Here is a 24998-nt window from a genome sequence, read left to right as displayed (position 1 = left end):
CCGTGGCGGTATGCAAGACCGGGTCGACGGGGTGGCACGTCAGCCCTCGGATGCCCGAGAGGATGTCCTAGGCTTGAACGAGCATCTCACCGAGAGGAACCCCCGTGACCGACCGGATCGTCACGATCCCGAACCTGCTGAGCGTGATTCGGCTCCTGCTGGTGCCGGTCTTCCTCTGGCTGGTCCTCGGTCCTGAGCAGGACGAGCTCGCCCTGCTCGTGCTGATGGTCGCGGGCATCACCGACTATCTCGACGGCAAGCTGGCCCGGCGTCTCAACCAGACCTCGACCGTCGGAGCGATCCTCGATCCCGTCGCCGACCGGTTGTTCATCCTCGCCGTCGTCGTCGGGCTCTGGATGCGCGACATCATCCCGTGGTGGCTGGCCCTGATCCTGCCGCTGCGCGATGTCTTCCTGTTCAGCCTCGTGCCGTTTCTGCGTACCCGCGGCTACAGCTCGGTGCCCGTCCACTTCCTCGGTAAGGCGGCGACCGCAGCCTTGTTGTACGCGTTCCCGCTGCTGCTCCTCGGCGACGGCAAGGGCACGGTGGCGGACCTCGCCGACGTGTTCGGCTGGGCCTTCGCGATCTGGGGGGTCGGCCTCTACTGGTGGGGTGGCATTCTGTATGCCTTTCAGGTCCGGCGCCTGCTCGCCACCACGCCGAGGGTCGCCGCGCGGTCATGAGCCGCGACACACCCCCGCCCTCCGGAGGTATCACCAGGACGGCAACAGGGCTGATCGAGCAGATCACCGAGTCCGCCCTCGACGACGACTACTACGTGTTCCGGGGCACGCAACCCCGTCGCACGTGGAGAGCAGGTGTCATCGTCGGGATCGTCGTGGCCCTGCTCGCGTTGTTCGTCACGATGGCCGCGGTCCAGACCCGCGACGACCGGCCGGCCACTGAGCTCGAGCGACGGACGCTGGCCGCCGACATCGAGTCGCGGCAGAAGACGCTCGACGAGCGACGCGCCACGGCGGCCAGCCTGAATGCCCAGGTTCAAGCGATGCGCCAGTCGAACGATGAGAGGGGAGACCGACCAGCGGGTCTTGGTGTGCTTGCCGCCGCCGAGGCCGCGCGTGGCCCCGGCATCGTCATCACCGCGGATGACAGTCGCGACGGCGCTGATGAGACGGACGACGGGCGCATCACCGACCGCGACCTCCAGATCCTGGTCAACGGCCTGTGGTACGCAGGGGCCGAGGCCGTGGCCGTCAACGAGAATCGAATCGGCTCGCTCAGCGCGATCCGCACGGCAGCGGACGCCATCACCGTGAACTACCGCTCGATCAGCCCGCCGTACACCGTCGTCGCCTTGGGTGACACAGAGGCCCTGCTGACTCGATTCGCCCAGAACCCGGCCGGCTCGTACTGGGAGAAACGCCGCGAGAGTGCCGGCGTGAAGTTCGACGTGACACCATCGTCGGACGGCAGCGTGCCGGCCGTTCCGGCCAAGCGACTTGAGCTGAATCACGCCACGAACTTGGAGGAGGGCCGATGATCCCGGTGATCGGACTCGTGATCGGCGTCGGAGTCGGGATCTGGCTGCAACCGACGGTGCCGGTGTGGCTCCAGCCGTACCTGCCGATCGCGATCGTCGCCGCCCTCGACGCTGTGGTCGGCGCCCTCCGAGCGCTGGGGGAGAGGCGGTTCAACGACCGCGTGTTCGTGATCTCGTTCATCTCCAACGTCCTCATCGCCGGCTTCATCGTGTTCTTGGGCGACCAGCTCGGCGTCGGGTCCCAGCTGTCCACCGGCGTCATCGTCGTTCTCGGCATCCGCATCTTCGCGAACGCCGCCGCCATTCGCCGCAGGATCTTCCATGCCTGAGTCCTACGTCTCACGGTTCCGCCGCTGGTCCCGACCGACCGGGATGCACCTACTGATCGGGTGCCTCGTCGGCGTGCTGGCCTTCGCGATGACCACCCAGATATCCCAGGACGACGCGACCGACTACACGGCGGTGCGCGGTGTCGAGCTGGTCGAGCTCCTCAAGTCGATCGATGCCGCCAACGAGCGTCTCGGTACGCAGATCGACGACCTGACCGAGACGCGCGACGAGCTCCTCACCAGCTCCCAGCGCTCGGAGGACGCCGAGAAGCAAGCCCGCAGTCGTTCGGACCAGCTGGCGATACTCGCCGGATCCGCGGGTGCCACCGGCCCCGGTGTCGTGGTGACGATCGAGGACCCCGATGAGTCCGTGTCGTCCAGCCAGCTGCTCGACGCGATCCAGGAGCTCCGCGACGCGGGCGCCGAGGCGATCGCGATCAACGGCACAGCAAGGGTGGTGGCACAGACGTACTTCCTCGACGAGGAGGGCGCCATCCGCGTCGGCGGCAACGAGGTGAAACGTCCCTTCACGATCGAGGCGATCGGAGACCCCGGCACCATGGCCGAGGCGGTACGCTTCCGCGGCGGGCTCATCGACCGGGTCGAGAACGTCGGGGGTAGGGCCACGGTGGTCGAGCGCGACGAGGTGACCATCACGGCTCTGGCCGACGTCAAGGGCCCCGAGTACGCTCGATCCACATCCTGACCGGTCATTCAACCGGTTCTGACGCGCAAGGAGCACGCGGTGATCCCTGAGGACCTGTACTACAGCGAGGAGCACGAGTGGGTGCGGCTCGACGATGATGTCGCGACCATCGGCATCACCGACTTCGCGCAAGAGCAGCTCGGCGACATCGTGTATGTCGACCTGCCCCAGGTCGGAGACACGGTTGCTTCCGGCGCGGTCATCGGCGAGCTGGAGTCCACCAAGTCGGTCAGCGACGTGTTCTCACCACTCAGCGGCGAGGTCATGGCACGCAACGAGACGCTCGACGGCGGTGCTGAGGTCATCAACAGCGACCCGTACGGCGAAGGCTGGCTGATCAAGGTGCGCGTCACCGACGAGGACGTCACCGAGTCGCTGCTGACGCCCGAAGCATACGGGTCACTCGTCTCGGAGTGACCGGTTTCGTTCGGCTGCCCAGGTGCTCCTGAGTGCTACGTTGGAAGGTGAGTGCACGACCAGTCCGGCGAAGCCCGGATCGAGCAGAGCAGACGCAGGAGTGATCGCCGATGTCATCGCCCGATGATGCCACCGCGAAGCCCGTTCCGGCGCCCGAGGAAACCAGCCACATCCCGGTGATCGACGCCGACACCGAGGAGATGGCCACCGACGACGTCCACGCCGTCGAAAACCTCCCCGCCGGAAGCGCGATGCTGCTGGTACAGCGTGGTCCCGACGCCGGGGCCCGGTTCCTGCTCGACACCGACCTCGTCACTGTCGGGCGTCACCCCGACAGCGACATCTTTCTCGACGACATCAGCGTCTCGCGCCGCCACGCCACCTTCACGCGCGGCGACTCCGGCTACGTCGTGTCCGACCTCGGCAGCCTCAACGGTTCCTACGTCAACCGCGACCGCATCGACAACGACGTGGCGCTCACTGGGGGAGACGAAGTCCAGATCGGCAAGTACCGCCTGATCTACTTCGCCGGATCGTCGAAGGACGGAGCGTGACCGACGCCGCGCCGGAGCTCGCCCGCCTCGGTATCGGCAAGGTGCTCGAGGAGCTCCACGGAGAGTTTCCCAGCCTCACGATCAGCAAGATCCGCTACCTGGAGTCCGAAGGTCTGCTGGAGCCCGAGCGCACCCCCTCCGGCTACCGCAAGTTCTCCTTCGCCGATGTCGAGCGCCTTCGATTCATCCTCCGTCAGCAGGAGAACTTCTGGCCGCTCAGCAACATCCGGCAACTGCTCGACGAGATGGATCGCGGCCTGGTCCCAGACACCGTTCGCGGAAAGAACGCCCGCGTCCCTCAGCTGGCGCTCGCCGACGACGGGCTGCCGACGGTCGAGACGTTCCTCGACGGCCGCAGCCAGCTTCGCCTGTCGCGCGAGGAGCTGCTCGAGTCGTCGGGCCTCGACGCCGGCACTCTCGAGACCGTCGAGGAGTTCGGCCTGATCTCCCGCCGTCCCACCCAGACCTACTACGACGGCGACGACCTCCAGGTCGCGGCGCTCATCGCCGACTTCTCACAGCTCGGACTCGAGCCCCGGCACCTCCGTCACTTCGGCACCCAGGCCGATCGGGAGGCGAGTCTGGTCGACCAGGTCGTCTCGCCACGTTCGCGCAGCCTCGACCAGGACGCCGCTGAGCAGGCCGCGGCCGCGCTGGCCGCGCTGTCGGTGCGGCTGCACACCGTCCTCGTCCGGAACCGCCTGCGCGGTTGAGACCATGCGTGAGGTCGAGGTCGTCGGAGTCAGGGTGGAGATGCCCACCAACCAGCCACTCGTGCTGCTGCGTGAGCTGGAGGGCGACCGGTACCTGCCCATCTGGATCGGTGCCGTCGAGGCGTCGGCCATCGCCTTCGCCCAGCAGGGCACCGAGACACCCCGGCCCCTGACCCACGAGCTCATGCAACGCCTGGTCGCCGCCCTCGGTGACGAGCTGCGTGAAGTGCAGATCGACAACGTCGACGAGGGAGTGTTCTACGCGACGCTGTACTTCGAGTCCGGCGCCCAGGTCGGAGCCCGCCCGTCGGACTCGATCGCGTTGGCGCTGCGCACCGGTTCACGCATCCTGTGTGCCGAGGACGTGCTCGATGTCGCCGGCATCACCTCGACGCGTGAGGAGGACGAGGAGATCGAGAAGTTCCGCGAGTTCCTCGATGCCGTCGAGCCGGAGGACTTTGAGGCGCCCTGAACCCTCAAGGTTTGGTCGAGGGTTGGCGACACGCCCGGCAACCACGCTCGGTCGTTGACCTGGGAAACCCTCACGCATACCTTGAGACAGCTGCCGGGTTTCCACGTATGTAGTTTCGTGGAGGTAGTCTTCCCCTACGACGTCTGGAAGGCACACCGATGATCGAGCGACGCGACGACACGAACGCTCCCGAAGTCACGGACGCCACGTCGCGCGCCGGCGATCAGGGCCTGTTGTTCAACGACGACGTCGCTCCGATGCCCGAGGACACCGGCTTCCGCGGGCCGACGGCGTGCAGCGCCGCCGGGATCACCTATCGCCAGCTCGACTACTGGGCCCGCACCAAACTCGTGGAGCCGTCCGTGCGCTCGGCCACCGGGTCGGGTACGCAGCGTCTCTACTCCTTCAAGGACATCCTGCTGCTCAAGATCATCAAGCGTCTGCTCGACGCCGGGGTTTCGCTGCAACAGATCCGCGTCGCCATCGACCACCTGCGCCAGCGCGGCACCGACGATCTCACCCAGGTGACACTCATGAGCGACGGAGCGAGCGTCTACGAGTGCCGTTCGGCCACCGAGGTCGTCGACCTCCTGCAGGGCGGACAAGGCGTCTTCGGCATCGCCATCGGTGGGGTCTGGAAAGAGATCGAGGGCTCATTGCACGAGCTCCCGAGCGAGCGCGCACTCGTGGATCCGGTGGCCGGCGACGAGCTCGCGGAACGCCGACGCGCCCGACACGGCAGCTAGCGCCTGTCGTCGCCTGATCCTCGGCGGGGTCGGGTAGGCTGGAGGTTGCCGAAGATCACGTGGGAGAGACCGATCGCATCCACGTCGGCGCCGAAGGGGCAACTCCTCCCCGGAACCTCTCAGGCACCAAGGACCACGTGAGCGAGGCGATTCTGGAGCTCCGCTGGAACGAGCAGGGCGACAGAAGGGGAGGGGCCTAATCGCCTCGACCCCAGGAGCCCGCATCGTGTCGACACCGATCGATCTGTTCGTCCGCCGTCATATCGGTCCCAGCCCGGCCGACCAGCAGAAGATGCTGGACACACTGGGCTACGACTCCCTCGACTCACTCATGGACGCGGCGATTCCGGCCGGCATCCAGATGTCTGCGACCAATGGTCTACCCCCACCGCTGAGCGAGACCGAGTCGCTGGCGCGGCTGCGCGACCTGGCAGATCGCAACCGGCCCGGGGTCGCCATGATCGGTCTGGGCTACCACCCGACCGTCACGCCGGCCGTCATCCGTCGCAACGTCCTCGAGGACCCGTCCTGGTACACGGCCTACACGCCCTACCAGCCGGAGATCTCACAGGGCCGTCTCGAGGCCCTGCTCAACTTCCAGACGATGGTCGCGGACCTCACTGGGCTCACGACCGCGAACTCCTCGCTCCTCGACGAGGGCACGGCCGCGGCGGAGGCGCTCACACTCATCCGCCGGGCGACTCGCGGCCAGGACGACCTGCCGATCATCGTCGACGCCGGCCTCCTCCCGCAGACACTGGCGGTCATCAAGACTCGGGCGGAGGCACTCGGCATCGCCCTCGAGGTCGCCGACCTCGCCGACGGTGTCCCTGACACCGAGGCGGCCGGGGCCGTCATCGCCTACCCGCGCGCCGACGGCCGGGTCGTCGACCCCACACCGGCGATCGAGGCGGTTCACGCCACCGGTGGCCTCGCGGTCGTGGTCACCGATCCGCTCGCGCTGGTCATGCTCACGTCGCCCGGGTCGCTGGGCGCCGATGTGGTCGTGGGCTCGTCGCAACGGTTCGGCGTCCCGATGTTCTACGGCGGTCCGCATGCAGGGTTCATGGCCGTCCGCGACGGACTGCAGCGGCAGCTGCCGGGACGTCTGGTTGGCGTCTCCGTCGACGCTGCAGGGCGCCCGGCCTACCGGTTGGCGCTGCAGACGCGTGAGCAGCACATCCGACGCGAGAAGGCGACCTCGAACATCTGCACGGCCCAAGTGCTCCTTGCCGTCGCGGCGTCGATGTACGCGGTCTACCACGGGCCCAGCGGGCTCCGACGGATCGCCGAGCATGTCAACGGCCAGGCGCGGTCGCTGGCGGGTGGGTTGCACGCCGGCGGCATCGAGCTGGTCGCTGAGGAGTTCTTCGACACCGTGGTGGCCCACGTTCCCGGCCGCGCTGGCGACGTCGTCAAGGCCGCGCACGCCGATGGCATCCACCTGCGGCGCCTCGACGACGACCACGTCGGCATCACGACGTCCGAGACCACGACCGACGACCACGTGCTCCGCGTGCTGCGGGCGTTCGGCCTGGAGGGCTCGGGCGGCGAGTTCCCGGCATCGTTGCCGGAGAACCTGCTGCGCACCGACGAGATCCTGACCCACCCGGTGTTCCACGAGCACCGCAGCGAGACGCAGATGCTGCGGTACCTCCGTCGTCTCAGCGACCGCGATTACGCACTCGACCGCGGCATGATCCCACTGGGTTCCTGCACGATGAAGCTCAACGCGACCGCCGAGATGGAGCCGATCAGCTTCCCGGGCTTCGCCGACCTCCACCCATTCGTCCCGGCCGAGGACGCTGCCGGGCTGATCGAGCTGATCGAGACGCTGGAGTCGTGGCTGGCCACGGTCACGGGCTACGCCGAGGTGTCCGTCCAGCCAAACGCAGGTTCACAAGGAGAATTGGCCGGACTCTTGGCCATAGTTGCCTTTCACCGCAGCCGGGGCGACGACCACCGCACGGTGTGCCTCATCCCCGGATCAGCCCACGGCACCAACGCGGCGTCGGCGGTGATGGCCGGCATGAAGGTGGTCATCGTGAAGTCGAACGAGCGCGGCGAGGTCGACCTCGACGACCTGCGCGCTCACTGTGACGCGCACGCCGACGACCTCGCGGCGATCATGGTCACCTACCCGTCGACGCACGGCGTCTACGAGGACGGCATCGCCGAGCTCTGCGGCATCGTGCACGATCACGGCGGCCAGGTGTACGTCGACGGGGCGAACCTCAACGCCCTGCTCGGGCACGCCAAACCAGGTCAGTTCGGCGGCGACGTGTCGCACCTGAACCTGCACAAGACGTTCTGCATCCCGCACGGCGGAGGCGGGCCTGGTGTCGGACCGGTCGCCGTGGCCGAGCACCTCGTGCCCTTCCTGCCCAGCCACCCGTTGCACCCGGTGGAGTCGCGGCGCGAGGGGATAGGCGCCATCAGCGCGGCTCCGTACGGCTCGGCGGGCATCCTGCCGATCACGTACGCGTACATCGCGATGATGGGCGCCGACGGACTCGCCGAGGCTACGTCAGTGGCCGTGCTCTCGGCCAACTACGTGGCGAAGCGCCTCGAGAGCGCTTTCCCGGTGCTGTACACGGGCGAGCACGACCTGGTTGCGCACGAGTGCATCCTCGACGTCCGGCCCAGTGCGAAAGCGTCCGGCCTCAGCGTCGACGACGTCGCCAAGCGGCTCATCGACCACGGCTTCCACGCCCCGACCATGAGCTTCCCGGTAGCGGGCACGTTGATGGTCGAACCGACCGAGTCCGAGGATCTCGCCGAGCTCGACCGGTTCTGCGAGGCGATGCTGGCGATCCGCAGCGAGATCGACGCGGTGGCGGCGGGGGAGTACCCGGCGGACGACAACCCGCTCGCGAACGCTCCGCACACCGCGCGTGAGCTCCTCGACTGGACCCACGGCTACTCGATCGCCACGGGTTGCTTCCCGAACGGGTCGACGGAGGACAAGTACTGGCCGCCGGTCGGCCGTGTCGACCAGGCCTACGGTGATCGCAACCTGGCCTGCTCGTGCCCGCCGGTCGAAGCGTTCGCCTGACGGCTCAGACCGGCGCGGTGGCGATCGGGTCGCTGGTGGGACTGGGTGACCCACCGTCGGGCTCCACCGTGACCGCGTAGGCGTCTGCGCCCTTGATACTGGCGACGTAGAGCATGCCGGATCCGTGGCCGAGCAGACCGACCGACGTGGGCTTGCCGTCCTCCATGTGCCACACCTGGTAGGTCCGGTCGTCATCGAGAGTGGGCAGTGACTCGCCGAGCACAACCGCGGCGTTGTGGCTCTTCGAGGCAATCACCCGCACGTTGCCACCACCGTTGGCATCATCCGCGGTCATGCTGCCGTCCTCGGCGGTCATCACCGCCACCACGCGAGAGCGTTCGGCGCTGAGGTCGTCCGCCCGCTCGTGCTCGGCTACGAAACCTCCGATGCCCAGGATCGCAGCGGCGGCAGCGGCCACGAGGCCGATCCGCGGTGCCATCCGGCGCATGCGGCTGCGCTGGGAGATGGCGGTGACGACGGGATGCTCCTGCGAGGTGGATGCCGCCATCGTGACGAGGCGTTCGCGCAGCTCAGGGGGAGGTGTCATCGCCTCGGCCTCGCCGAGACGGGCAGCTGTGGACAGGAATCCGACCAGCTCGACACGGCACTGCTCGCAGAGCGCGAGGTGCGCCTCGAAGCGACTGCGGTCGTCGGCCTCGAGCGAGTTGAGTGCGTAGGGAGCGATCAGGTGATGGAGGTCAAGGCTCATGATGCGACTCCCATGCAGTCACGCAGGCGGACCAGCCCGTCGCGCATCCGGGTCTTGATGGTGGACGTGTTGGCGTCCAGGACTTCGGCGCACTGCGTGTAGGTGTAGCCCTGGTAGTAGGCGAGGTTGATGGCCTCGCGCTGCAGCTCGGTGAGGCCTTCCATGCAGCGGCGCACCTGCTCGTGCTCGAGCCGAATGGTGACGGTCTCGTTGACCTCGTCGTAGTCGGGTCCGGACGACCAGTCGTAGGCGCGGTCGCGGTCCGTGGCCGCCTGGTCGTGCCGGACGGCGTCAACGGCTCGACGGTGCGCGAGCGTCATGACCCAGCTCTTGGCGCGGCCGCGCTCCGGGTCGAATCGTGCAGCGGTCTGCCACACCTGGAGGAACACCTCCTGGGCGACCTCCTCGGCGCGGGCGGGATCGCGGATGACGCGACGAGCGAGGCCGTAGACGGCCGGACCCAACGCGTCGTAGAGCTTCGCGAAGGATGACTCGTCGCCTCTCGCCACCTGGATCAGGAGCTCGGAGAGGTCGACGGTGTCGCGCGTGCCGGCTACGCCGAGGTGGCGGTTTGCGGCGTGGGTCTGGGCCACATTCCTCTCCCTACCGAATCGGGTTCTACCTGCCATTCGCTGCTGCCTCCGGTAGAGATGGGTCCGATGCACCGCCCAATCCGTGCGCTCCTGGCTCCGATTCTAGGTGAGGTCCCGGCATCGTTACGGTTGTCCCATGAGCGAGCACACACCTCCGGCCTTTGACCGCCTCGACCCGCTGTCGATCGACGACCTGCTGAGCACCGAGGAGATCGCGATCCGCGACACGGTCCGGACGATGCTGGCCGATCGCGTCCAGCCGCACGTCACCGACTGGTTCGAGGCGGGAAAGGTGGAGGAGCCGCGCGAGCTGATCCGGGCGTTCGGCGAGCTCGGGCTCCTCGGCATGCACCTGGACGGATACGGCCTCCCGGGGATGTCGTCCGTCGACTACGGACTGGCGTGCGTGGAGCTGGAGGCGGTCGACTCGGGCGTCCGGTCGATGGTCTCGGTGCAGGGATCGCTGGCGATGTACGCGATCTGGCGCTGGGGCTCGCCGGAGCAGAAGGACGAGTGGCTGCCCGCCATGGGTCGGGGCGAGGCCGTTGGTTGCTTCGGACTGACCGAGCCCGACCATGGGTCCGACCCGGGCGGCATGCGGACGCGAGCCAAGCGGGACGGTGACGACTGGATCCTCGACGGCACCAAGATGTGGATCACGAACGGGTCGATCTCCGACGTCGCTGTGGTCTGGGCCCGAACCGACGAAGGTATTCGCGGGTTCGTCGTGCCCACGGCCACACCGGGCTTCTCCGCGAACACCATCGAGCACAAGATGTCGTTGCGCGCCTCCGTGACGTCCGAGCTCGTGCTCGACGGCGTCCGCCTGCCCGCCGATGCGGTGTTCCCCGACCTCACCGGTCTGAAGGGCCCGCTGTCGTGCCTCAACGAGGCCCGGTACGGGATCGTGTGGGGTTCGTTGGGAGCCGCCCGCTCCTCTTATGAGACTGCCCTGGACTACGCGCGGACGCGGCACCAGTTCGGCCGGCCGATCGGAGGGTTCCAGCTGACCCAGGCCAAGCTGGCCGACATGTGCCTCGAGCTGAACAAGGGCATGCTGCTGGCTCTTCACCTCGGCCGGCGCAAGGACACCGTCGGTCTCACGGCGGAGCAGGTGAGCTTCGGCAAGCTCAACAACGTCCGCGAGGCGCTGGAGATCTGTCGCTCGGCCCGCACGATTCTCGGAGCGAACGGCATCTCGCTGGAGTACCCCGTCATCCGGCACATGAACAACCTCGAGTCCGTGCTCACGTACGAGGGGACGGTCGAGATGCACACGCTCGTCCTCGGTCAGGCGCTCACCGGCGAGAACGCCTTCGGGGGCTGACTCTTCGTCTGCGCTGCTTGGGAGCTCGTGGAATTCTTGGCCCATGCGCGAACCACGAATCGACGCCTACCACGTGCCCTCGGCGCCGCGGGCAATCGTACTGATGCTTCACGGTGGGCAGGAGCACAGCACCGACGACGTGAGCAACCGCCACGCCAGCTGGTGGCGCCTGGCGCTCATGGCGCGCGCCCTGCGCAGGTTCGCCAAGGAGCACGATCTCAGCCTGCACCTGCTCCAGTACCGCGTTCGCGGCTGGAACGGTTCGCAGGCGCCCGCCCCGGTGGGTGATGCGCGCTGGGCCCTGGCTCGGGTGGTCGAGCAGCACCCGGGCGTCCCCGTCGTGCTCGTCGGTCACTCCATGGGCGGCCGCACCGCATGCCGTGTGGCCGACGATCCCACTGTGGCCGGCGTCGTCGCGCTGGCGCCGTGGCTTCCGGAGGGCGAGCCGAACAGGACCATCTCGGGACGCCACCTCCACGTCATCCACGGCACGCGTGACCGCTGGACGTCGGCGCGCTGGAGCCGCCGCTACGTCGAGCGCTGCCAGTCGATCGCGCTGGATGCCACCTGGACCTCGTTGCCCGGCGCCGGGCACTTCATGCTCCGCCGCCTGAATGTGTGGAACAGCTTCGTGAAGGACTCGATCCTCGCCATCCTCGACCGTCCCAGCCCCTCACCCGGGGAATCGGCCTCCACGCGCGATGGTCGTGCGTGACCGACTCGATCGCCTACGGGGTGGCCTCCTTTGCCGCGGCCGTCGCTGCCTTCGCCGCGTGGCACACCGTGCGGCGAGCACCGTTCAGCAACCCACTGTTCTACGCGGTGTCGGTCCTCGAGATCGCACTGATCGGCGTCCTGATCGGAGGATGCGTCGCTCTGGCCGGTACCGAACGTGACGTCGACGGGGTCCTGTTCGTCTCGTACCTGGTGACGCTGGTCGTCATCCCGCCGGCCGCTGTCCTGTGGGGGATCGCCGAGAAGAGCCGCTGGGGCACGGGCGTCGTCACGGTGGCGCTGCTGACCGTGGCCGTACTCTGTGTGCGGGTTCTGCAGATCTGGGAGGGCACCGTTGTCTGAGGTTGGCACTGGTCACGGTTTCGGTCGTGTCCTGGTCGCCGTGTACGGCGTGTTCGCCGTCGCGGCGACGGCCCGCTCGGTCTACCAGCTCGCCACCAAGGCCGACGAGGCTCCGGTGGCGTACGCGCTGTCGGCACTGGCCGGGCTGGTCTACGTGGTGGCCACGTTTGCGCTGGCCACCGACCGACGTCCGCTGGCCACGATCGCCATCGTCTTCGAGCTGATCGGAGTGCTGGCAGTAGGCGTGCTGACCCTCGTTGACACCGACCTCTTCCCGGACCAGACCGTGTGGTCCGACTTCGGCGCCGGGTACCTCTACGTGCCGCTCGTGCTGCCGTTCGTGGGGCTGTGGTGGCTGCAAGAGATGCATAAGGCCCCGCGCACTCATACCACGCGGGGCCACGACCATTGAATCCCACCAGCCCCATTGATCCCGGTAGCGACACGGCGCGGTCGCAGTACTCCTTCACGTCCCGATGGCACGTCGCCGCGTCGCAGGAGGACGTCTGGTACCTGTTCGAGGATCAGCTGGCCTCGGACGACCCCTTCGTGTGGTGGCCGGGCATGGACTCAGAGCGCCGTGGCGACGACATCCACGTGGTCGCCGGCAGTCCGGTGGGCTACACGCTGAGGTTTCGTCTGCACGACATCGTCGAGGAACCCAAGGAGCGAGTGACCCTGCAGTCCGACGGCGATCTCGACGGCGAGGCGGCGCTGGTGCTGCGGGGCGTCGACGAGTCGAGCAGCACCATCGACGTCAGCTGGCATGTGGACGTCACCCAGCCGTGGATGCGGGCGACCCGGCTCGCACTGCGACCCGTGTTCGTCCTGGCACACCACGCGGTGATGCGAGCGGGAGAGCGGGGGCTCAATTCCTGGCTGGTCGAGAACCGGCAGCGCGACTCAGACCCAGTAAGGTGACAGCGTCACGACGTCGCCGACCACAGTGACCGCCGGCGGACGCGCACCTGCGGCCTCAGCCCGGTCGGCGATCGTGGCCAACGTCCCGACGGTGACGCGCTGCTGGTCGGACCAGCCGCTCTCGACGACCGCGACGGGGGTGTCGGGATCGTGGCCGGCTGCCACGAGCTCGTCGGCGGTGTCGCCGAGACGCTTGACGCCCATGAGCAGCACAAGGGTGTGCCCGCGGTCGCGGGGCAGCTCGCCGACCGACTCGTGGCCGGTGAGGACGCTGAACCCTCGGGCGAGGCCGCGGTGTGTCACGGGGATGCCGGCCGCAGCGGGAACGGCGACGGCACTGGTGATGCCGGGGACGACCTCCACTGGGACGCCGGCGTCCTCGCAGGCCTGACGCTCCTCTCCGCCGCGTCCGAATACATAGGGGTCGCCGCCCTTGAGTCGCACGACGATGCGGCCCTGCTTGGCATGGTCGATGAGGATCTGGTTGATCTCATCCTGAGGGATCGGGTGGTGGTCGGGCATCTTGCCGACGTCGACGACCTCGACGTCAGGGGCGAGCTCGGCGAGGTATGCGGTGGGAGCGAGGCGGTCGACCACCACGACGTCGGCCTCCGCGAGCAGGCGCCGGCCACGCACCGTGAGCAGGCCCGAGTCGCCCGGTCCGCCGCCTACGAGGGCGACGAAACCGTCCGGGTGATGGGTTCGATGGCGCAGTGGCAGCTCGCCCGCCTGCAGCGCTGCGGCCACACCGTCCCGAAGGGACGAAGCCCGGCCGGCGTCACCGCCACCGCTCACGGCGATGAGGATGTCGTCGACACGGGCCACCGCGGGAGTCCAAGCGGTCGCGGCCTGCGGGTCGCCCCCCTTGAGGCACCAGATGGCGCGCGCCTCGGCATCTGCCGCCACGCGGTCGTCGGTGGCGGCGTCGGCCGTCGCCGTCTGCACGAGCCAGGCGCCGTCGAGGTCGCCTTCCTCGTAGGTGCGCTGCGCCCACGTGATGCGACCCGTCTCGGCCAGCTCGGTGAGACGCGCGGTGAGCGTGGGGGAGACGACCGTGAGATCGGCGTCGGCCTCGACGAGCGCATGCGCGCGCCGGGTGGCCACGTGACCGCCGCCCACGACGACCACCTTGCGGCCGGCGATGCGGAGCGTCAGAGGGAAGCTCCCCGCGGAAGTCATGGCTCGACTCTAGGGTGCGCCGCAGGCTGACTGATCAGGAGTGCAGGCCGCACTCGGTCTTGTCCAGACCGGCCCAACGACCCGCTCGGGGATCCTCACCAGGCTCCACCCGGCGCGTGCACGGCGCGCAGCCGATGGACGGATATCCGTCGTTCATCAGGGGGTTGATCACGACGTCGTGCTCGGCGGCGTAGTCGACCACGTCGTCGAAGGTCCAGGCGGCCATCGGGTTGATCTTGACCATGCCGTTCTTCTCGTCCCAGTCGACGAGCGGCGTGCTGGCGCGCAGCCACGAGTCCTCACGTCGGACGCCGGTGACCCAGGCCTCGTACCCCTCGAGGGTCTCGGCGAGCGGTTCGACCTTGCGCATCTCGCAGCACAGGCCGGGGTCGCGGGAGAACAGGTCCTTGCCGAACTCGGCGTCCTGCTGTTCGACGGTGCGCTTGGGGGAGACGTCGACGATGCTCAGCTGCATCGTGGCCTCGACCGCGTCACGAGTGCCGATCGTCTCGGCGAAGTGGTAGCCGGTGTCAAGGAACAGCGTGTCGACCCATGGGAGATGCTTCGAGACGACGTCCGGGAGCACGGCATCGGCCATCGAGCAGGCGACGGCGGTGCGGTAACCGAACTCCTCGGCCACCCAGGCGAGCACCTCGTCGGTACTGGCGTCGGCGAACTTCTCGGACGCCTGGAGGGCGATGGCCTTGAGCTGGTCGCGGCTCCGGTTCTGGCGCAACACCAACGCCCGCTCGCGGTGGTGCTCGGCTCGCTGGTCGTCATGCTCCCGCTGGCGACGGCGCTGGTCGGCCAAGGACGTGCTGACGCTCGTCATCGTCGACCTCCTTCGCGGGCGGCGTTCAGGCCCAACGTTCAGGTTAGACGTCGGCGCAGGGGTGGAAATTCCTGTCCGAAAGGTGGACACCGGTCTCATCCGCTCGACGGGCGGGCCGAACCGGCTCGGTCTACGGTGTCAGCGAAGACGAGAAAAGGAGCAACACTGTGGCCACCATCTTGTGGATCATCGCCGTCATCATCGGCATCTTCGGCGTCCTGAAGCTCATTCGCGGCGACATCCTCATCGGCATCGTGCTGATCGTGGTTGCCTTCCTGGTCGGCCCCGGTGGTGTCTCCATCTTCACCTGACCGGGGCTCGCTTCCCGGCGCGTAGGGTCCTCATATGGCCCGCTACATCGAGATCCATCCGGACAACCCGCAGCAGCGGGCGGTGGACCAGGCGACGGCAGTCCTGCGCGACGGAGGGCTGGTCGCCTACCCGACCGACTCCGGCTATGCGCTGGGCGCGCAGCTCGGCAACAAGGAAGCGCTCGAGCGCATCCGGACGATTCGCCAGCTCGACGACAAGCATCACTTCACCCTGGTGTGCCGCGACTTCGCGCAGCTCGGTCAGTTCGTGCACGTCGACAACGCCGTCTTCCGGGCCGTCAAGAGCGCGACCCCGGGGCCGTACACCTTCATCCTGCCGGCGACGCCCGAGGTCCCTCGGCGGCTGCTGCACCCCAAGAAGCGCACCGTCGGCGCGCGAATCCCCGATCACGCCGTGGTCCAGGCGCTGCTCGCCACGCTGGGCGAGCCGCTGCTCTCGAGCACACTCATCCTGCCCGGCGAGATCGAGGCGATGACCGAGGGATGGGAGGTCAAGGAGGCGCTCGACCACGCCGTCGACGCCATCATCGAGTCCGGTGAGGTCGCGGCCGCGCCCACGACGGTCATCGACTTCGTAGACGGAGTGCCCGACGTCGTACGTGCCGGAGCCGGCAGCACGGCTCGTTTTGTCTGAGCGCGATTCGACTTGAACGCGCGCATCCGGTCCGGGGAGTAGGTTGCGACCATGACGGTCTTCGGCCTGACCCTGGAGCAGCTCGACGACGCTGCCAAGCTCGTCCACGAACACGTCCCTCCCACGCCGCAGCACCGCTGGCCGCTGATCGACGAGGCGCTCGGCACCGAAACGTGGCTCAAGCACGAGAACCACACAGCACTGGGTGCCTTCAAGATCCGCGGCGGCATCGTCTACCTGCACAGGCTGATGGAGCGGGAGCGGCCCGCAGGGCTGGTAACAGCGACCAGGGGCAACCACGGGCAGTCCATCGCCGCCGCGGCACGTCAGTACGGAGTCCCGCTCACGATCGTCGTCCCGCATGGCAACAGCCGCGAGAAGAACGCGGCGATGAAGGCGCAGGGAGCAACGCTCCTGGAGGTCGGTGACGACTTTCAGGAATCGCTCGAGCATGCCACCGCCCTCGCCGAGGAGCACGGCTGGCATCTCGTGGCCAACTTCCATCCCGACCTTCTCGCCGGTGTCGCGAGCTACCCGATCGAGCTGTTCCGGGCCGTGCCCGACCTCGACGTCGTCTACGTCCCGATCGGTCTCGGGTCCGGCGTCTGTGCCACGTTGGCGGCCCGCGACGCACTCGGGCTGACGACCCGCGTGGTGGGCGTGGTGTCGGCCGGTGCGCCCGCGTACGCACGATCGTTGGAGGCCGGGGAGCCGGTGTCCGTACCGGTCACCACGCTGCTGGCCGACGGCATGGCCTGTCGCAAGCCGAACCCTGAGGCATTCGAGGTCATCCGATCCGGCGTCGACCACTTGATCGAGGTCGACGACGACCACGTGGCCGCCGCGATGTCCCTGTTGTTCACGGCCACCCACAACGTCGCGGAGGGAGCCGGTGCAGCTGCACTCGCGGCCGCACTGAACGAGCGTGACACCCTCATGAACCAGCGCGTCGGCGTGGTCGTCTCCGGCGGCAACGTCGACCGTGACGTCTTCGTCCGAACCCTCACCTGACCAACCACCACGAAGGAGAGCGATGTTCCACAAGCCGTTCAGCGGATTCTCGATCGACGATCCCGTCGCCGCCCGCGAGTTCTACACCGACGTGCTTAAGCTCGACGTGCGCGAGCTGGGTGATGGCTTCCTGCAGCTCGCACTCGACGGCGACACGACGGTCCTCATGTACCCCAAGGACGACCACGTGCCGGCTACCTTCACCGTGCTCAACCTGCCGGTCGACGACGTGCACGCGGCCGTTCAGGAGCTGGGGCAGCGGGGACTGAAGTTCCTGCACTACGACGGTGCGCCGCAGGACGAGTTCGGCGTGATGACCGGTCAGGGACCCGACATCGCCTGGTTCACCGACCCTGCGGGCAACGTCCTCTCAGTCATCCAGCATCAGGAGAACGGCTTCTGACCAGCGTGGATCAGCGGGCGCGATGGTCGACTCGGGGGGATCTCGGTCCCCGGCGTTCGAGCCGCACGAGCGGGCTCAGCTCGAGCAGTCGCACCGCGCGGTAGCGCTGCGGGCGGTACGGCTCGAGAGCTTCGGCGATCTCGTCGTCGTGGTGGAGGCGGCGACCGACGAGGCCGACGCCGACCAGGTGACCGAGGTGGAAGTCCCCGAACGGCACGGCGTCGGCGTCGCCCAGGGCGCGGCAGCCGACCTCCGCGGCCGTCCACACACCGACCCCAGGGATGGACCGCAGCGCGCGATACGCGGCAGCGCGGTCGTCGGGCCGCGAGCACACCCGCTCGAGCTGCGGCGCGACGCGGGCGCACGCCTGGGCCGTGCGGTACCGCTGTGGATCGACACCCGCCCGGTGCCACTCCCACGACGGCAGGGAAGCCCAGGTCTGGGGAGTGGGGAACACGCGCATGCTGTCGGGAGTGGCCCCGGGGGCAGCATCGCCGTGCCGCAGCAGCAGCCGGCGCCAGGAGGTGAACGCGTCCTTGCCCACGACGCGCTGTTCGATGACCGCACCGATCAAGGCCTCGAGGACCCGTCCCGTCCGCGGAACACGCAGCCCCGGGAACCGTCGATGAGCGTCGGCTACGGCCGGATGGACGGGATCGAACCTCGAGGCGTCGTCGTCGCTTCCGAGCGCCTGGGGGAGTGTGGTCAGCATCTCCTCGGAGCCGGGACCCCAGGCCTCGGCGTCGATCGTATGCCGGTCCCGCTGCACGACGGCGAAGGTGACGGGACCGGACTCCATCCGGCTGGTTCGCCAGATCGTCCTCCCGTTACGCCGGAACGTGGGATCCGCCGGCCCACGTTGCAGCACTGACCAGGTCCGGTCGAGGTCGACTGGCGACGGGAAAGCCACGGTGCGATGCGTGGGCGCCATCGTCATGTCGACAGTGTGCGCTTCCCGCGGCGCCGTCGCCACGCCTCGGTCTCGGCATCGACGTCCCGAGTGGGCGTGATCACCGGTGGACCGCCCTGCAGCTGCCGTCGGGCGGCCACCACGCGAGCATTGAAGTCCTCGAGCATGCTCTGCACGCGTCGCTCGGAAGACTCTGCGTCGAGCACCTCCTCGAGTCGCGCATCCTCGACGCGCAGCGAGAGCGCAGCCGGCAGTACCCCGGTGACCTGTTCCCGCTCGATGAACCGCTTCAACCACCAGTCGGGATCGTGGGTCGTGCCGAGGTCTTCGATCGGTTTGCCGGCGCCGGGGAGGTCGTCGAACTCGCCGCGCTCGATCGCGCGCTGGACCTGCAGGTCCACCCACAGCGGTTGGTACTCGAGCCTGCGGTCGCGTGCGCTCTCGGATCCACGATGCTCAGGCGCAGCGTGGGTGCGGTCGGCGTGCTCGTCGTTCATGGTCCCAGTTCGAGCATAGGCATGTGGCCGAGGCGACGTCGCCCGGATGCTGGGGCAGAATGCGCGACATGGCTTCACCCATCGACCTGAACCGCTGGAAGGACGCCGCCTCGGCCACCGCACGCTCCGGACTGCTGCGACCGGTCGGGCCGCGCACCGGAGCGCGGATCCTTTCCAGCGTGTGGCGCACCGGTCTCACTCCCGCGGCCGCCATCGCGATCGGCGCCGCGCGCCACCCCCAGCGCGTCGCGATCGTCGACGACGAAGGCGCGACGACGTACCACGAGCTGGACCATCGGGTCGAGTCGATCGCCGGTTCGCTCTGGTCACGACGTCGCGGCCGGTCGACGCTCGCGGTGCTGTGTCGCAACCACCGGGGGTTCATCGAGGCGCTGTCCGTCGGGACCCGACTCGGCCACGAGGTCGTCTTCCTCAACACCGAGATCACCCAGGCGCAGCTCGGTCGCATCCTCGAGCGACACAGCCCGGACGTCCTCGTGCACGACGAGGAGTACAACGACATCGTCGACGCCTGCGGGTACGACGGCCGTCGCATCCTGGCGTGGCACCAGACCGTCGCCGACGACCGGCTCACGCTCGACTCGCTCGCCGTGAGCGGCCCCAGGCGGGCACCGGCCAATCATCGTTCGTCGCGGCTCACATTGTTGACCTCCGGTACGACCGGTCTGGCCAAGGGTGTCTCGCGGGGCTTCAGTCCGCTCGGCATCGCGGGGAGCATCGCCACCGGCATGGGCGTGCTGCGGCTCAAGGACGGGGACGTCGCCGTGGTGCCACCACCGTTCTTCCACGCGCTCGGCTTCTCCATGCTCCTGAGCACACTCGCGGTCGGCGGCACGGTCGTGAGCCATCGACGCTTCGACCCGGCGCAGACGCTCCGAGACATCGAGCATCACCGGGCCACCGTCCTGACGGCGGTGCCGGTCATGCTGCAACGCCTGCTGAAGGTGATGGACGAGCGACCGGAACACAACGTCTCGAGCGTGCGGGTGGTGCTCACCGGAGCATCGCCCATCGCGCCGGCAACCGTCGCGAAGTGCCTCCACACCTTCGGCCCCGTCCTGGCCAACCTCTACGGCTCGACGGAGACCGGAATCGTCTCGATCGCGACGCCGGAGGACCTCATCGACGAACCGTCCACGCTCGGACGACCAGGCATCGGCATCTCGGTGCGGATCCTGCGCGAAGACCGTTCGGTGGCCGGCACGGGGGAGCGAGGGACCATCTTCATGCGCGGTGGACTCCTGTTCGAGGGCTACACGGCCGACGGCGACAACACGCCCGCCGCCAAGGAGGTCGTCGACGGACACGTCAACACCGGCGACATGGGCCATCTGGACGACCGCGGTCGTCTCTACGTCGACGGCCGGGACGACGACCTGGTCGTGTCCGGGGGAGAGAACGTGTTTCCGCTCGAGGTCGAGAACGTCCTAGGTCAGCACCCCCTTGTCGAGGAGGCCGTCGTGGTCGGCATCGACCACGAGGACTTCGGCCAGGTGCTCCGGGCGTACGTGACCGTCACCAGCGACCAGCCGCCCAAGGAGACCGAGCTGCGCGACTTCCTCCGTGACCGGCTCGAACGCTTCAAGGTGCCCAAGGAGATCGTGGTGCTCGACGACTTCCCTCGCAACGCGACCGGCAAGGTCGTTCGATCGCGGCTGACCGAGCCAGGCGAGTAGTGCTCAGGGCTCGTCGTCGGGTGTGTAGCGAATGTCGGCTTGAGCGCTCGGAGCGAACATATGTTCGAATTGGCGATCGTTCGGCGTCCAGACCTCAGTCCAGAGACGGTCGTGATCTCGCCCGGCGGCCCGGTCGCGGGCCATTCCACGCGCCTGGGCGACCTCGAGGTCCACGACGATCCAGACCGTGAGGTCGAGACAGGGGAGTAGCTCGGGGTGAAGGAGGCCGACAGCGTCGACGACGAGCACGGACGCCTGGGGGAGGGGAGTGGGCTCTCCCAGCTGTCTTGTGCTCCAGTCGAGCGGCCGGAAGACGGCAGGACGACCGGCTCGGAACGGCTCGAGAACCTCGGTGCGTAGACGGTGACGCTCGACGCCGTCCCAGTCATCTGAACGCTGGTGGGATCGTCTCGGGTCGAGAAAGTCGTCGCCGCGCAGCCGCACGCTGTCGTCGACCGCATCGAGCACACGATGAGCGAGCGTCGACTTTCCGGCCCCGGCATAACCGGAGACGCCGACGACGACGCGTCCGAGCTCGTCTCGCAGCAGTTTGATCGCCGCGACGATCTCCTCGACGTCGGTCATGCTTCCAACGCCGCCACGGCCCTGCGGAGGCGCGCAGTCCGGGTCTTGCTCGTGCGAGCCGTGACCACGTCGAGTATCACGGCGTACTGCTCGGTCTTGCCGAGCGAGCCGAACGTCTGTGCCGCGCGTGGGTTCGCGGCCAGAGCTGCCGCGAGATCCGGCGGGACGGAAGCCTCTTTCTGGGACGCGTAGGCCGCTTCCCATCGTCCGTCGGCCTTCGCCGCCTCGACCTCGGCGAGGCCTGCGGCTCGCATCCGTCCGTCCGCGATGAGCGCCTCGACCTTGCGGACGTTCACCTGCGACCAGCGACTGCGCGGCCGGCGGGGGACGTACTTCTGCAGGTAGTACCGGTCGTCGAGCACCTTGCGTTGTCCGGAGATCCAGCCGTAGCACAGGCCGAGGTCGACGGCCTCGTCGTTGGTCAGAGACGGGATGTCGGATGACTTCTTGGCGATCTTGAGCCACAGGCCGGGCTGGTGGTCGACGTGCTCGGTCAGCCACGCCTCGAACTCGTCGGCGTCGCGGAAGAAGATCACCTCGGCGGCGTCACGGCTCGTCTCTCGTGCCATGTCGAGACACTAGCGTCCAGATGACGGGCGTCGAAGCTCGAGCCTTTCATCCGGCGACGAGGCCCGCCACATCGAGCCGAGCACCGCGTCCGCCTCGCCGAGAAGCGCGCTCGGTGCAACACTGGGGCAACTCAAACCAACTACTTCAGGAGGCGTTATCCATGGACACTCGCATGATTGCCATTCTTGCCCTGGTCATTGCGGTCGTCGTCGTGCTGATTCTGGTTCTCTGACGACCGAGTTCCTTCCGTCAGCTGCGCCACGGTCCTCGTGGTACAGGGCGACGTAGGCGTCTAGGGCACCACTGCGTCCGAGTGCGAGATTGTTCATGCAGGCCAGTGACAAGCCGCCCGGAATCGCCGTCCAGCGACTCGCTGGGCGGCGTTTTCGCAGTTCAACGCACGCTCGGATGCCATGAGAAGGGCAGTGGATCAGTGGTAGTAGCCTTCGACGGCTGCCCGGGCTTCGTCGAACAGGGCTGGGCCGTGTCGTGGTACGGGACTGAATCCAGCAGTTGACGGTTTGAGCTCATCGAGCTGCGCGTCGGACAGTGCGTATACGACACGACTGAGTCCGGCGCGGTCGATGGCTCCCGTGCACATCGGGCACGGCTGGCAGCTGGTGTACATCGTGGTCTGGGCTGCTTGAGAGTCGGTGAGCGTGCGGGCGGCCCAGCGGGCCAGCTTCAGCTCCGGGTGGGCGGTGATGTCTCCTTCGGAGAGCACGGTGTTGTGGTCCTCGGCCAGCACCGTGCCGTCGGGACCGACGAGGATTGACCCGAACGGCGCGTCTCCTTCGGCTCGGCTCGTCAGGGCCAGCTCGATGGCCCGGCGCAGGAACTTTTCGTCGTCGGGCGTCATGTGTCCTCCACTGTGGTGTCGATTCATAGGAAAAGAGTGCCTTCGGCCACGACGAGCCCTGATCCGCTGACGCTGACGTCCTGGCCGTCGATCGTGACTCGGATGAGGCTGGGGCGTCCAAGCGCCCGACCCTGCTCGATGCCCCAGGTGCCGTCGATGACCTTTCCGCCGGCGAGAAGCAGCGCTGCCAAGGGGCCGGCCGCGGTTCCGGTCGCGGGGTCTTCGCTGATGCCCATGCTGGGATTGAAGAACCTGGTGTAGGCGACGGCGGTGCGGGGGTCGACTGGATCGAGGCTGTACAAGTAGCAGCCTTCGCCATCGACCTTGTGAAGCACCGCTGCGAGTCGCGATGCGTCTGGTTCGGCGCGATCGACGGCGGCTCGATCTCGTACTGGGACCAGCAGATGGCCTGCGCCGGTGTCCACGACCTGTGCAGGGTCGTCGGCCAGATCCTGCACACTGAGTCCGAGGGCGTCGGCAAGCTCGGCGCGGTCACTCACCGTGCCACCGAACCTGGGCGGCGACTGGTTCATCGAGACAACCGCAGATCCGTCTGCCTCGGAGGTCACCTGGACCGGCAGTACCTGATCGCCGATCTCCTGGGCCAACGCATCCCGGGATGCGGGCAGTCTGCCGCTCGCCGACAGCCACAACCAAGCGCCCAAGGCGTTGTGACCGGCGCCGAGCACCTCGGCACCGATCGGGGTGAAGGATCGAAGCCGGAAGCTTGCGCCTGGCAGGCGCGGTCGCAGCAGGAACGTCGTCTCGGACTGGTTGAACTCCCGGGCGATCGATCGCATCTGCGATTCAGAGAGCTCATCAGCATCAGGAACCAGGGACAGGGGATTGCCGGACAGCGGGGCGCTGGCGAACACGTCCACGAGGAAGAAGGGGACAGAGGTTCGGGGTTCGTTCATGGTTGTAACGCTAGACAAAACCCGTTAGCCCTGGACAGGGCGGACCAGCGGTGCATACCAGTTCTCACCGCAGACATTGCGGCAGGATAAGCCCATGACCGACAGACAACGCACCGACGTCCTCGACTCCACGGACCGCCAGCTGCTCGAGGAACTGCAGCGTGATGCTCGAGCGCCTCTCACCGCACTTGCCAGTGCCATCCACCTGGGTGTGTCCGCCACTCGCGTGCGTTTGCAGAGTCTGGAAGAGCGGCAAGTGATCACCGGCTACTCCGCGAAGGTCGATGTCGCCGCCTACGGCTTCGCGTTGCGCGCGATGGTCAGGATGAAAGTCCACGGGTCGCTGTATGACAAGGTCACCGAGGTCCTGGCAAGACAGCCACAGATCGTGCGCTGCATGCGAGTCACCGGTGAGTCCTGCTACGTCATGGAGATCCTCGCCATCGACATGGCCGACCTGGAATCGATCACGACCGACTTGGCGAGGGTCGGCTCGATCACCACCGACCTGGTCTACGAGGTCGTAGTGGATCGGGCCATCGCGTCCCCGGTCGCCACGGCTTCGCCGGTGTGACGGCGCGTGACGCGAGCATGTCGCGCCGCGCTATCGGGGGGTCAACACACAGAATTCATTGCCGTCGGGGTCGGCCATCACCACCCAGCTGACCTCGCCCTGGCCGATGTCAATGCGAGACGCCCCGAGGGAGACGAGACGGTCGACCTCCGCCTGCTGATCACCGTCAACCGGGGGAGCGATGTCGAGGTGCAGCCGATTCTTCCCGGTCTTCGGGTTCACCGGGGGGCCGCCCCACGCGATCTTCGAACCGCCGGCCGGCGACTGGATCGCGGTCTCTTCGTCCTGGTCCCACACCAGCGGCCAGCCCAGCGCCTTGCTCCAGAAGTACCCGACCTCCTGCGTGCCGTCGCAGTTGATCGCTCCGATGAATGCGGTGTCGGCCAGGAAGTTGTTGCCCGCCTCGATGACGCAGAACTCGTTGCCCTCGGGGTCGGCAAGCACCACCTGTTCCTCGTCCGGGAGCTGCCCGATGTCGATGTGGCGGCCGCCGAGCTCGAGCGCCCTCGCCACCGTCTGCTGCTGCTCCTCGAGGGACTCACTCGTCAGATCGAAGTGCATCTGGTTCTGTCCGGCCCTCTGCTCCTGAGTTGGAAAGAAGTCGATCTGAAACCCGGTGTCATCGCTCGGCAGGAGGACGAAGCCGTCATCAGGGTCGTCGGTCATCTCCCAGCCCAGGACGCCTGACCAGAAGCTCGCCAGACGGCGCGGGTCGTTCGCATCAAAGGTGAGTGAAATGAGGTGAGAGGTCATCCTGCGTCGCATCCCCGATCTGCTGACTCACAGCGCAATACAGGGTACGTCTCCCTGCCCATGAGGAAGCACCGGCGCATCCTGGCCTCCGCTCGCTCGAGGCGTCCCGCGTCCGTTCCGCCTAC

At 67.8% G+C, this 24998-nt stretch carries 32 protein-coding genes and 1 riboswitch; of the genes, 21 read left to right on the top strand and 11 right to left on the bottom strand.

From position 1 onward, the window contains the following. The first annotated feature begins 104 nt into the window (after positions 1-104). From ACRDPN_RS13745 to gcvP, 10 genes are all read left to right on the top strand, one after another. The gene (locus ACRDPN_RS13745; protein WP_431449028.1) at positions 105-683 is read left to right on the top strand and encodes a CDP-alcohol phosphatidyltransferase family protein; all 579 of its coding nucleotides are present in this window, start codon (positions 105-107) and stop codon (positions 681-683) included. Beyond that, positions 680-1501, top strand: a complete 822-nt coding sequence (locus ACRDPN_RS13740; protein ID WP_431449026.1) for a DUF881 domain-containing protein — start codon at positions 680-682, stop codon at positions 1499-1501. The genes ACRDPN_RS13745 and ACRDPN_RS13740 overlap by 4 nt, the downstream gene beginning before the upstream one ends. After that, positions 1498-1830, top strand: a complete 333-nt coding sequence (locus tag ACRDPN_RS13735; RefSeq protein WP_431449024.1) for a small basic family protein — start codon at positions 1498-1500, stop codon at positions 1828-1830. Before ACRDPN_RS13740 ends, ACRDPN_RS13735 begins: the two co-directional genes overlap by 4 nt. Next, entirely contained in the window at positions 1823-2536 is a 714-nt protein-coding gene (locus ACRDPN_RS13730; RefSeq protein WP_431449022.1) for a DUF881 domain-containing protein, read from the top strand. The genes ACRDPN_RS13735 and ACRDPN_RS13730 overlap by 8 nt, the downstream gene beginning before the upstream one ends. A gap of 39 nt (positions 2537-2575) precedes the next feature. Beyond that, positions 2576-2953 (top strand): glycine cleavage system protein GcvH, encoded by a 378-nt coding sequence (gcvH, locus tag ACRDPN_RS13725; protein WP_431449020.1) that lies wholly within the window; start codon positions 2576-2578, stop codon positions 2951-2953. A gap of 110 nt (positions 2954-3063) precedes the next feature. Beyond that, on the top strand, positions 3064-3507 hold the full coding sequence (locus ACRDPN_RS13720) for an FHA domain-containing protein (protein WP_431449018.1): 444 nt from the start codon (positions 3064-3066) through the stop codon (positions 3505-3507). After that, a complete protein-coding gene (ftsR, locus tag ACRDPN_RS13715) occupies positions 3504-4220 on the top strand; it encodes a transcriptional regulator FtsR (RefSeq protein ID WP_431449016.1) in 717 nt (238 codons plus the stop codon). Before ACRDPN_RS13720 ends, ftsR begins: the two co-directional genes overlap by 4 nt. A 4-nt stretch (positions 4221-4224) precedes the next feature. After that, positions 4225-4692: a bifunctional nuclease family protein gene (locus tag ACRDPN_RS13710; RefSeq protein WP_431449014.1), complete on the top strand. Its 468-nt coding sequence runs from the start codon at positions 4225-4227 to the stop codon at positions 4690-4692. Positions 4693-4835: 143 nt separating this feature from the next. Next, positions 4836-5438, top strand: a complete 603-nt coding sequence (locus tag ACRDPN_RS13705; protein WP_431449056.1) for a MerR family transcriptional regulator — start codon at positions 4836-4838, stop codon at positions 5436-5438. A 50-nt stretch (positions 5439-5488) separates the two neighbouring features. Continuing rightward, positions 5489-5584: riboswitch (glycine riboswitch) on the top strand. An 80-nt stretch (positions 5585-5664) separates the two neighbouring features. Beyond that, complete coding sequence (gene gcvP / locus ACRDPN_RS13700; RefSeq protein ID WP_431449012.1) at positions 5665-8493, top strand: aminomethyl-transferring glycine dehydrogenase; 2829 nt, start codon at positions 5665-5667, stop codon at positions 8491-8493. A gap of 4 nt (positions 8494-8497) precedes the next feature. On the opposite strand, the gene ACRDPN_RS13695 is transcribed toward gcvP, so the two are convergent. Both ACRDPN_RS13695 and sigK read right to left on the bottom strand, forming a co-directional pair. Beyond that, positions 8498-9202: an anti-sigma factor gene (locus ACRDPN_RS13695; RefSeq protein WP_431449010.1), complete on the bottom strand. Its 705-nt coding sequence runs from the start codon at positions 9200-9202 to the stop codon at positions 8498-8500. Beyond that, positions 9199-9795 (bottom strand): ECF RNA polymerase sigma factor SigK, encoded by a 597-nt coding sequence (gene sigK / locus ACRDPN_RS13690; RefSeq protein WP_431449008.1) that lies wholly within the window; start codon positions 9793-9795, stop codon positions 9199-9201. The genes ACRDPN_RS13695 and sigK overlap by 4 nt, the downstream gene beginning before the upstream one ends. 136 nt (positions 9796-9931) lie before the next feature. Here sigK and ACRDPN_RS13685 point away from each other — a divergent pair, with 136 nt between their 5' ends. Genes ACRDPN_RS13685 through ACRDPN_RS13665 form a run of 5 tightly spaced genes read left to right on the top strand, consistent with a single transcriptional unit; the run spans position 9932 to position 13120 of the window. After that, positions 9932-11122, top strand: a complete 1191-nt coding sequence (locus ACRDPN_RS13685) for an acyl-CoA dehydrogenase family protein (RefSeq protein WP_431449006.1) — start codon at positions 9932-9934, stop codon at positions 11120-11122. Between the two features lie 43 nt (positions 11123-11165). Beyond that, on the top strand, positions 11166-11837 hold the full coding sequence (locus tag ACRDPN_RS13680; RefSeq protein WP_431449004.1) for an alpha/beta hydrolase: 672 nt from the start codon (positions 11166-11168) through the stop codon (positions 11835-11837). Then, the gene (locus ACRDPN_RS13675) at positions 11834-12199 is read left to right on the top strand and encodes a hypothetical protein (RefSeq protein ID WP_431449002.1); all 366 of its coding nucleotides are present in this window, start codon (positions 11834-11836) and stop codon (positions 12197-12199) included. Before ACRDPN_RS13680 ends, ACRDPN_RS13675 begins: the two co-directional genes overlap by 4 nt. Beyond that, the gene (locus ACRDPN_RS13670) at positions 12192-12611 is read left to right on the top strand and encodes a hypothetical protein (RefSeq protein ID WP_431449000.1); all 420 of its coding nucleotides are present in this window, start codon (positions 12192-12194) and stop codon (positions 12609-12611) included. Before ACRDPN_RS13675 ends, ACRDPN_RS13670 begins: the two co-directional genes overlap by 8 nt. Next, positions 12608-13120, top strand: a complete 513-nt coding sequence (locus tag ACRDPN_RS13665; protein WP_431448998.1) for a hypothetical protein — start codon at positions 12608-12610, stop codon at positions 13118-13120. Before ACRDPN_RS13670 ends, ACRDPN_RS13665 begins: the two co-directional genes overlap by 4 nt. Here the strand turns inward: ACRDPN_RS13665 and cobA are convergent. Beyond that, positions 13103-14299, bottom strand: coding sequence for a uroporphyrinogen-III C-methyltransferase (gene cobA / locus ACRDPN_RS13660; protein ID WP_431448996.1), 1197 nt, complete (start codon positions 14297-14299; stop codon positions 13103-13105). The two genes, ACRDPN_RS13665 and cobA, sit on opposite strands and share 18 nt — an antisense overlap. Before the next feature lie 34 nt (positions 14300-14333). After that, positions 14334-15131, bottom strand: a complete 798-nt coding sequence (locus ACRDPN_RS13655; protein ID WP_431448994.1) for a phosphoadenylyl-sulfate reductase — start codon at positions 15129-15131, stop codon at positions 14334-14336. Between the two features lie 167 nt (positions 15132-15298). Between ACRDPN_RS13655 and ACRDPN_RS13650 the strand changes: the two genes are divergently transcribed. The 4 genes from ACRDPN_RS13650 to ACRDPN_RS13635 are packed head-to-tail and all read left to right on the top strand — an operon-like array spanning position 15299 to position 17511. Beyond that, on the top strand, positions 15299-15442 hold the full coding sequence (locus ACRDPN_RS13650; RefSeq protein ID WP_431448992.1) for a GPGG-motif small membrane protein: 144 nt from the start codon (positions 15299-15301) through the stop codon (positions 15440-15442). 34 nt (positions 15443-15476) lie between these two features. Then, positions 15477-16097 (top strand): L-threonylcarbamoyladenylate synthase, encoded by a 621-nt coding sequence (locus ACRDPN_RS13645; RefSeq protein ID WP_431448990.1) that lies wholly within the window; start codon positions 15477-15479, stop codon positions 16095-16097. A gap of 51 nt (positions 16098-16148) precedes the next feature. Beyond that, complete coding sequence (locus ACRDPN_RS13640; protein ID WP_431448988.1) at positions 16149-17108, top strand: threonine dehydratase; 960 nt, start codon at positions 16149-16151, stop codon at positions 17106-17108. 22 nt (positions 17109-17130) lie between these two features. Further along, positions 17131-17511, top strand: a complete 381-nt coding sequence (locus tag ACRDPN_RS13635; RefSeq protein WP_431448986.1) for a VOC family protein — start codon at positions 17131-17133, stop codon at positions 17509-17511. 10 nt (positions 17512-17521) lie between these two features. Here ACRDPN_RS13635 and ACRDPN_RS13630 read toward each other — a convergent pair whose 3' ends face one another. Continuing rightward, complete coding sequence (locus ACRDPN_RS13630; RefSeq protein WP_431448984.1) at positions 17522-18448, bottom strand: DNA-3-methyladenine glycosylase family protein; 927 nt, start codon at positions 18446-18448, stop codon at positions 17522-17524. After that, on the bottom strand, positions 18445-18918 hold the full coding sequence (locus ACRDPN_RS13625; protein WP_431448982.1) for a DUF1992 domain-containing protein: 474 nt from the start codon (positions 18916-18918) through the stop codon (positions 18445-18447). Before ACRDPN_RS13625 ends, ACRDPN_RS13630 begins: the two co-directional genes overlap by 4 nt. Before the next feature lie 68 nt (positions 18919-18986). Between ACRDPN_RS13625 and ACRDPN_RS13620 the strand changes: the two genes are divergently transcribed. After that, a complete protein-coding gene (locus tag ACRDPN_RS13620) occupies positions 18987-20615 on the top strand; it encodes an AMP-binding protein (protein WP_431448980.1) in 1629 nt (542 codons plus the stop codon). Positions 20616-20618: 3 nt separating this feature from the next. Here the strand turns inward: ACRDPN_RS13620 and ACRDPN_RS13615 are convergent, their stop codons facing one another. The 4 genes from ACRDPN_RS13615 to ACRDPN_RS13600 all read right to left on the bottom strand — a co-directional run bounded on the left by ACRDPN_RS13615 (position 20619) and on the right by ACRDPN_RS13600 (position 23546). Then, positions 20619-21200, bottom strand: coding sequence for a uridine kinase family protein (locus ACRDPN_RS13615; RefSeq protein WP_431448978.1), 582 nt, complete (start codon positions 21198-21200; stop codon positions 20619-20621). Further along, complete coding sequence (locus tag ACRDPN_RS13610; protein WP_431448976.1) at positions 21197-21769, bottom strand: YdeI/OmpD-associated family protein; 573 nt, start codon at positions 21767-21769, stop codon at positions 21197-21199. The genes ACRDPN_RS13615 and ACRDPN_RS13610 overlap by 4 nt, the downstream gene beginning before the upstream one ends. Positions 21770-22200: 431 nt before the next feature. Beyond that, positions 22201-22629 (bottom strand): nucleoside deaminase, encoded by a 429-nt coding sequence (locus ACRDPN_RS13605; RefSeq protein ID WP_431448974.1) that lies wholly within the window; start codon positions 22627-22629, stop codon positions 22201-22203. Positions 22630-22652: 23 nt separating this feature from the next. Next, positions 22653-23546 (bottom strand): PhzF family phenazine biosynthesis protein, encoded by an 894-nt coding sequence (locus tag ACRDPN_RS13600; RefSeq protein WP_431448972.1) that lies wholly within the window; start codon positions 23544-23546, stop codon positions 22653-22655. A gap of 94 nt (positions 23547-23640) precedes the next feature. Between ACRDPN_RS13600 and ACRDPN_RS13595 the strand changes: the two genes are divergently transcribed. Further along, positions 23641-24120 (top strand): Lrp/AsnC family transcriptional regulator, encoded by a 480-nt coding sequence (locus ACRDPN_RS13595; RefSeq protein ID WP_431448970.1) that lies wholly within the window; start codon positions 23641-23643, stop codon positions 24118-24120. Between the two features lie 30 nt (positions 24121-24150). On the opposite strand, the gene ACRDPN_RS13590 is transcribed toward ACRDPN_RS13595, so the two are convergent. Further along, positions 24151-24873, bottom strand: a complete 723-nt coding sequence (locus ACRDPN_RS13590; RefSeq protein ID WP_431448968.1) for a VOC family protein — start codon at positions 24871-24873, stop codon at positions 24151-24153. Positions 24874-24998 lie beyond the last annotated feature (125 nt).

Origin of the sequence: Aeromicrobium sp. (assembly GCF_050700635.1) — a bacterium.
Classification (GTDB): Bacteria; Actinomycetota; Actinomycetes; order Propionibacteriales; family Nocardioidaceae; genus Aeromicrobium.
The sequence above is the reverse complement of the archived record's forward strand: the minus strand, read 5'-3'. Positions and strand labels throughout refer to the sequence as shown.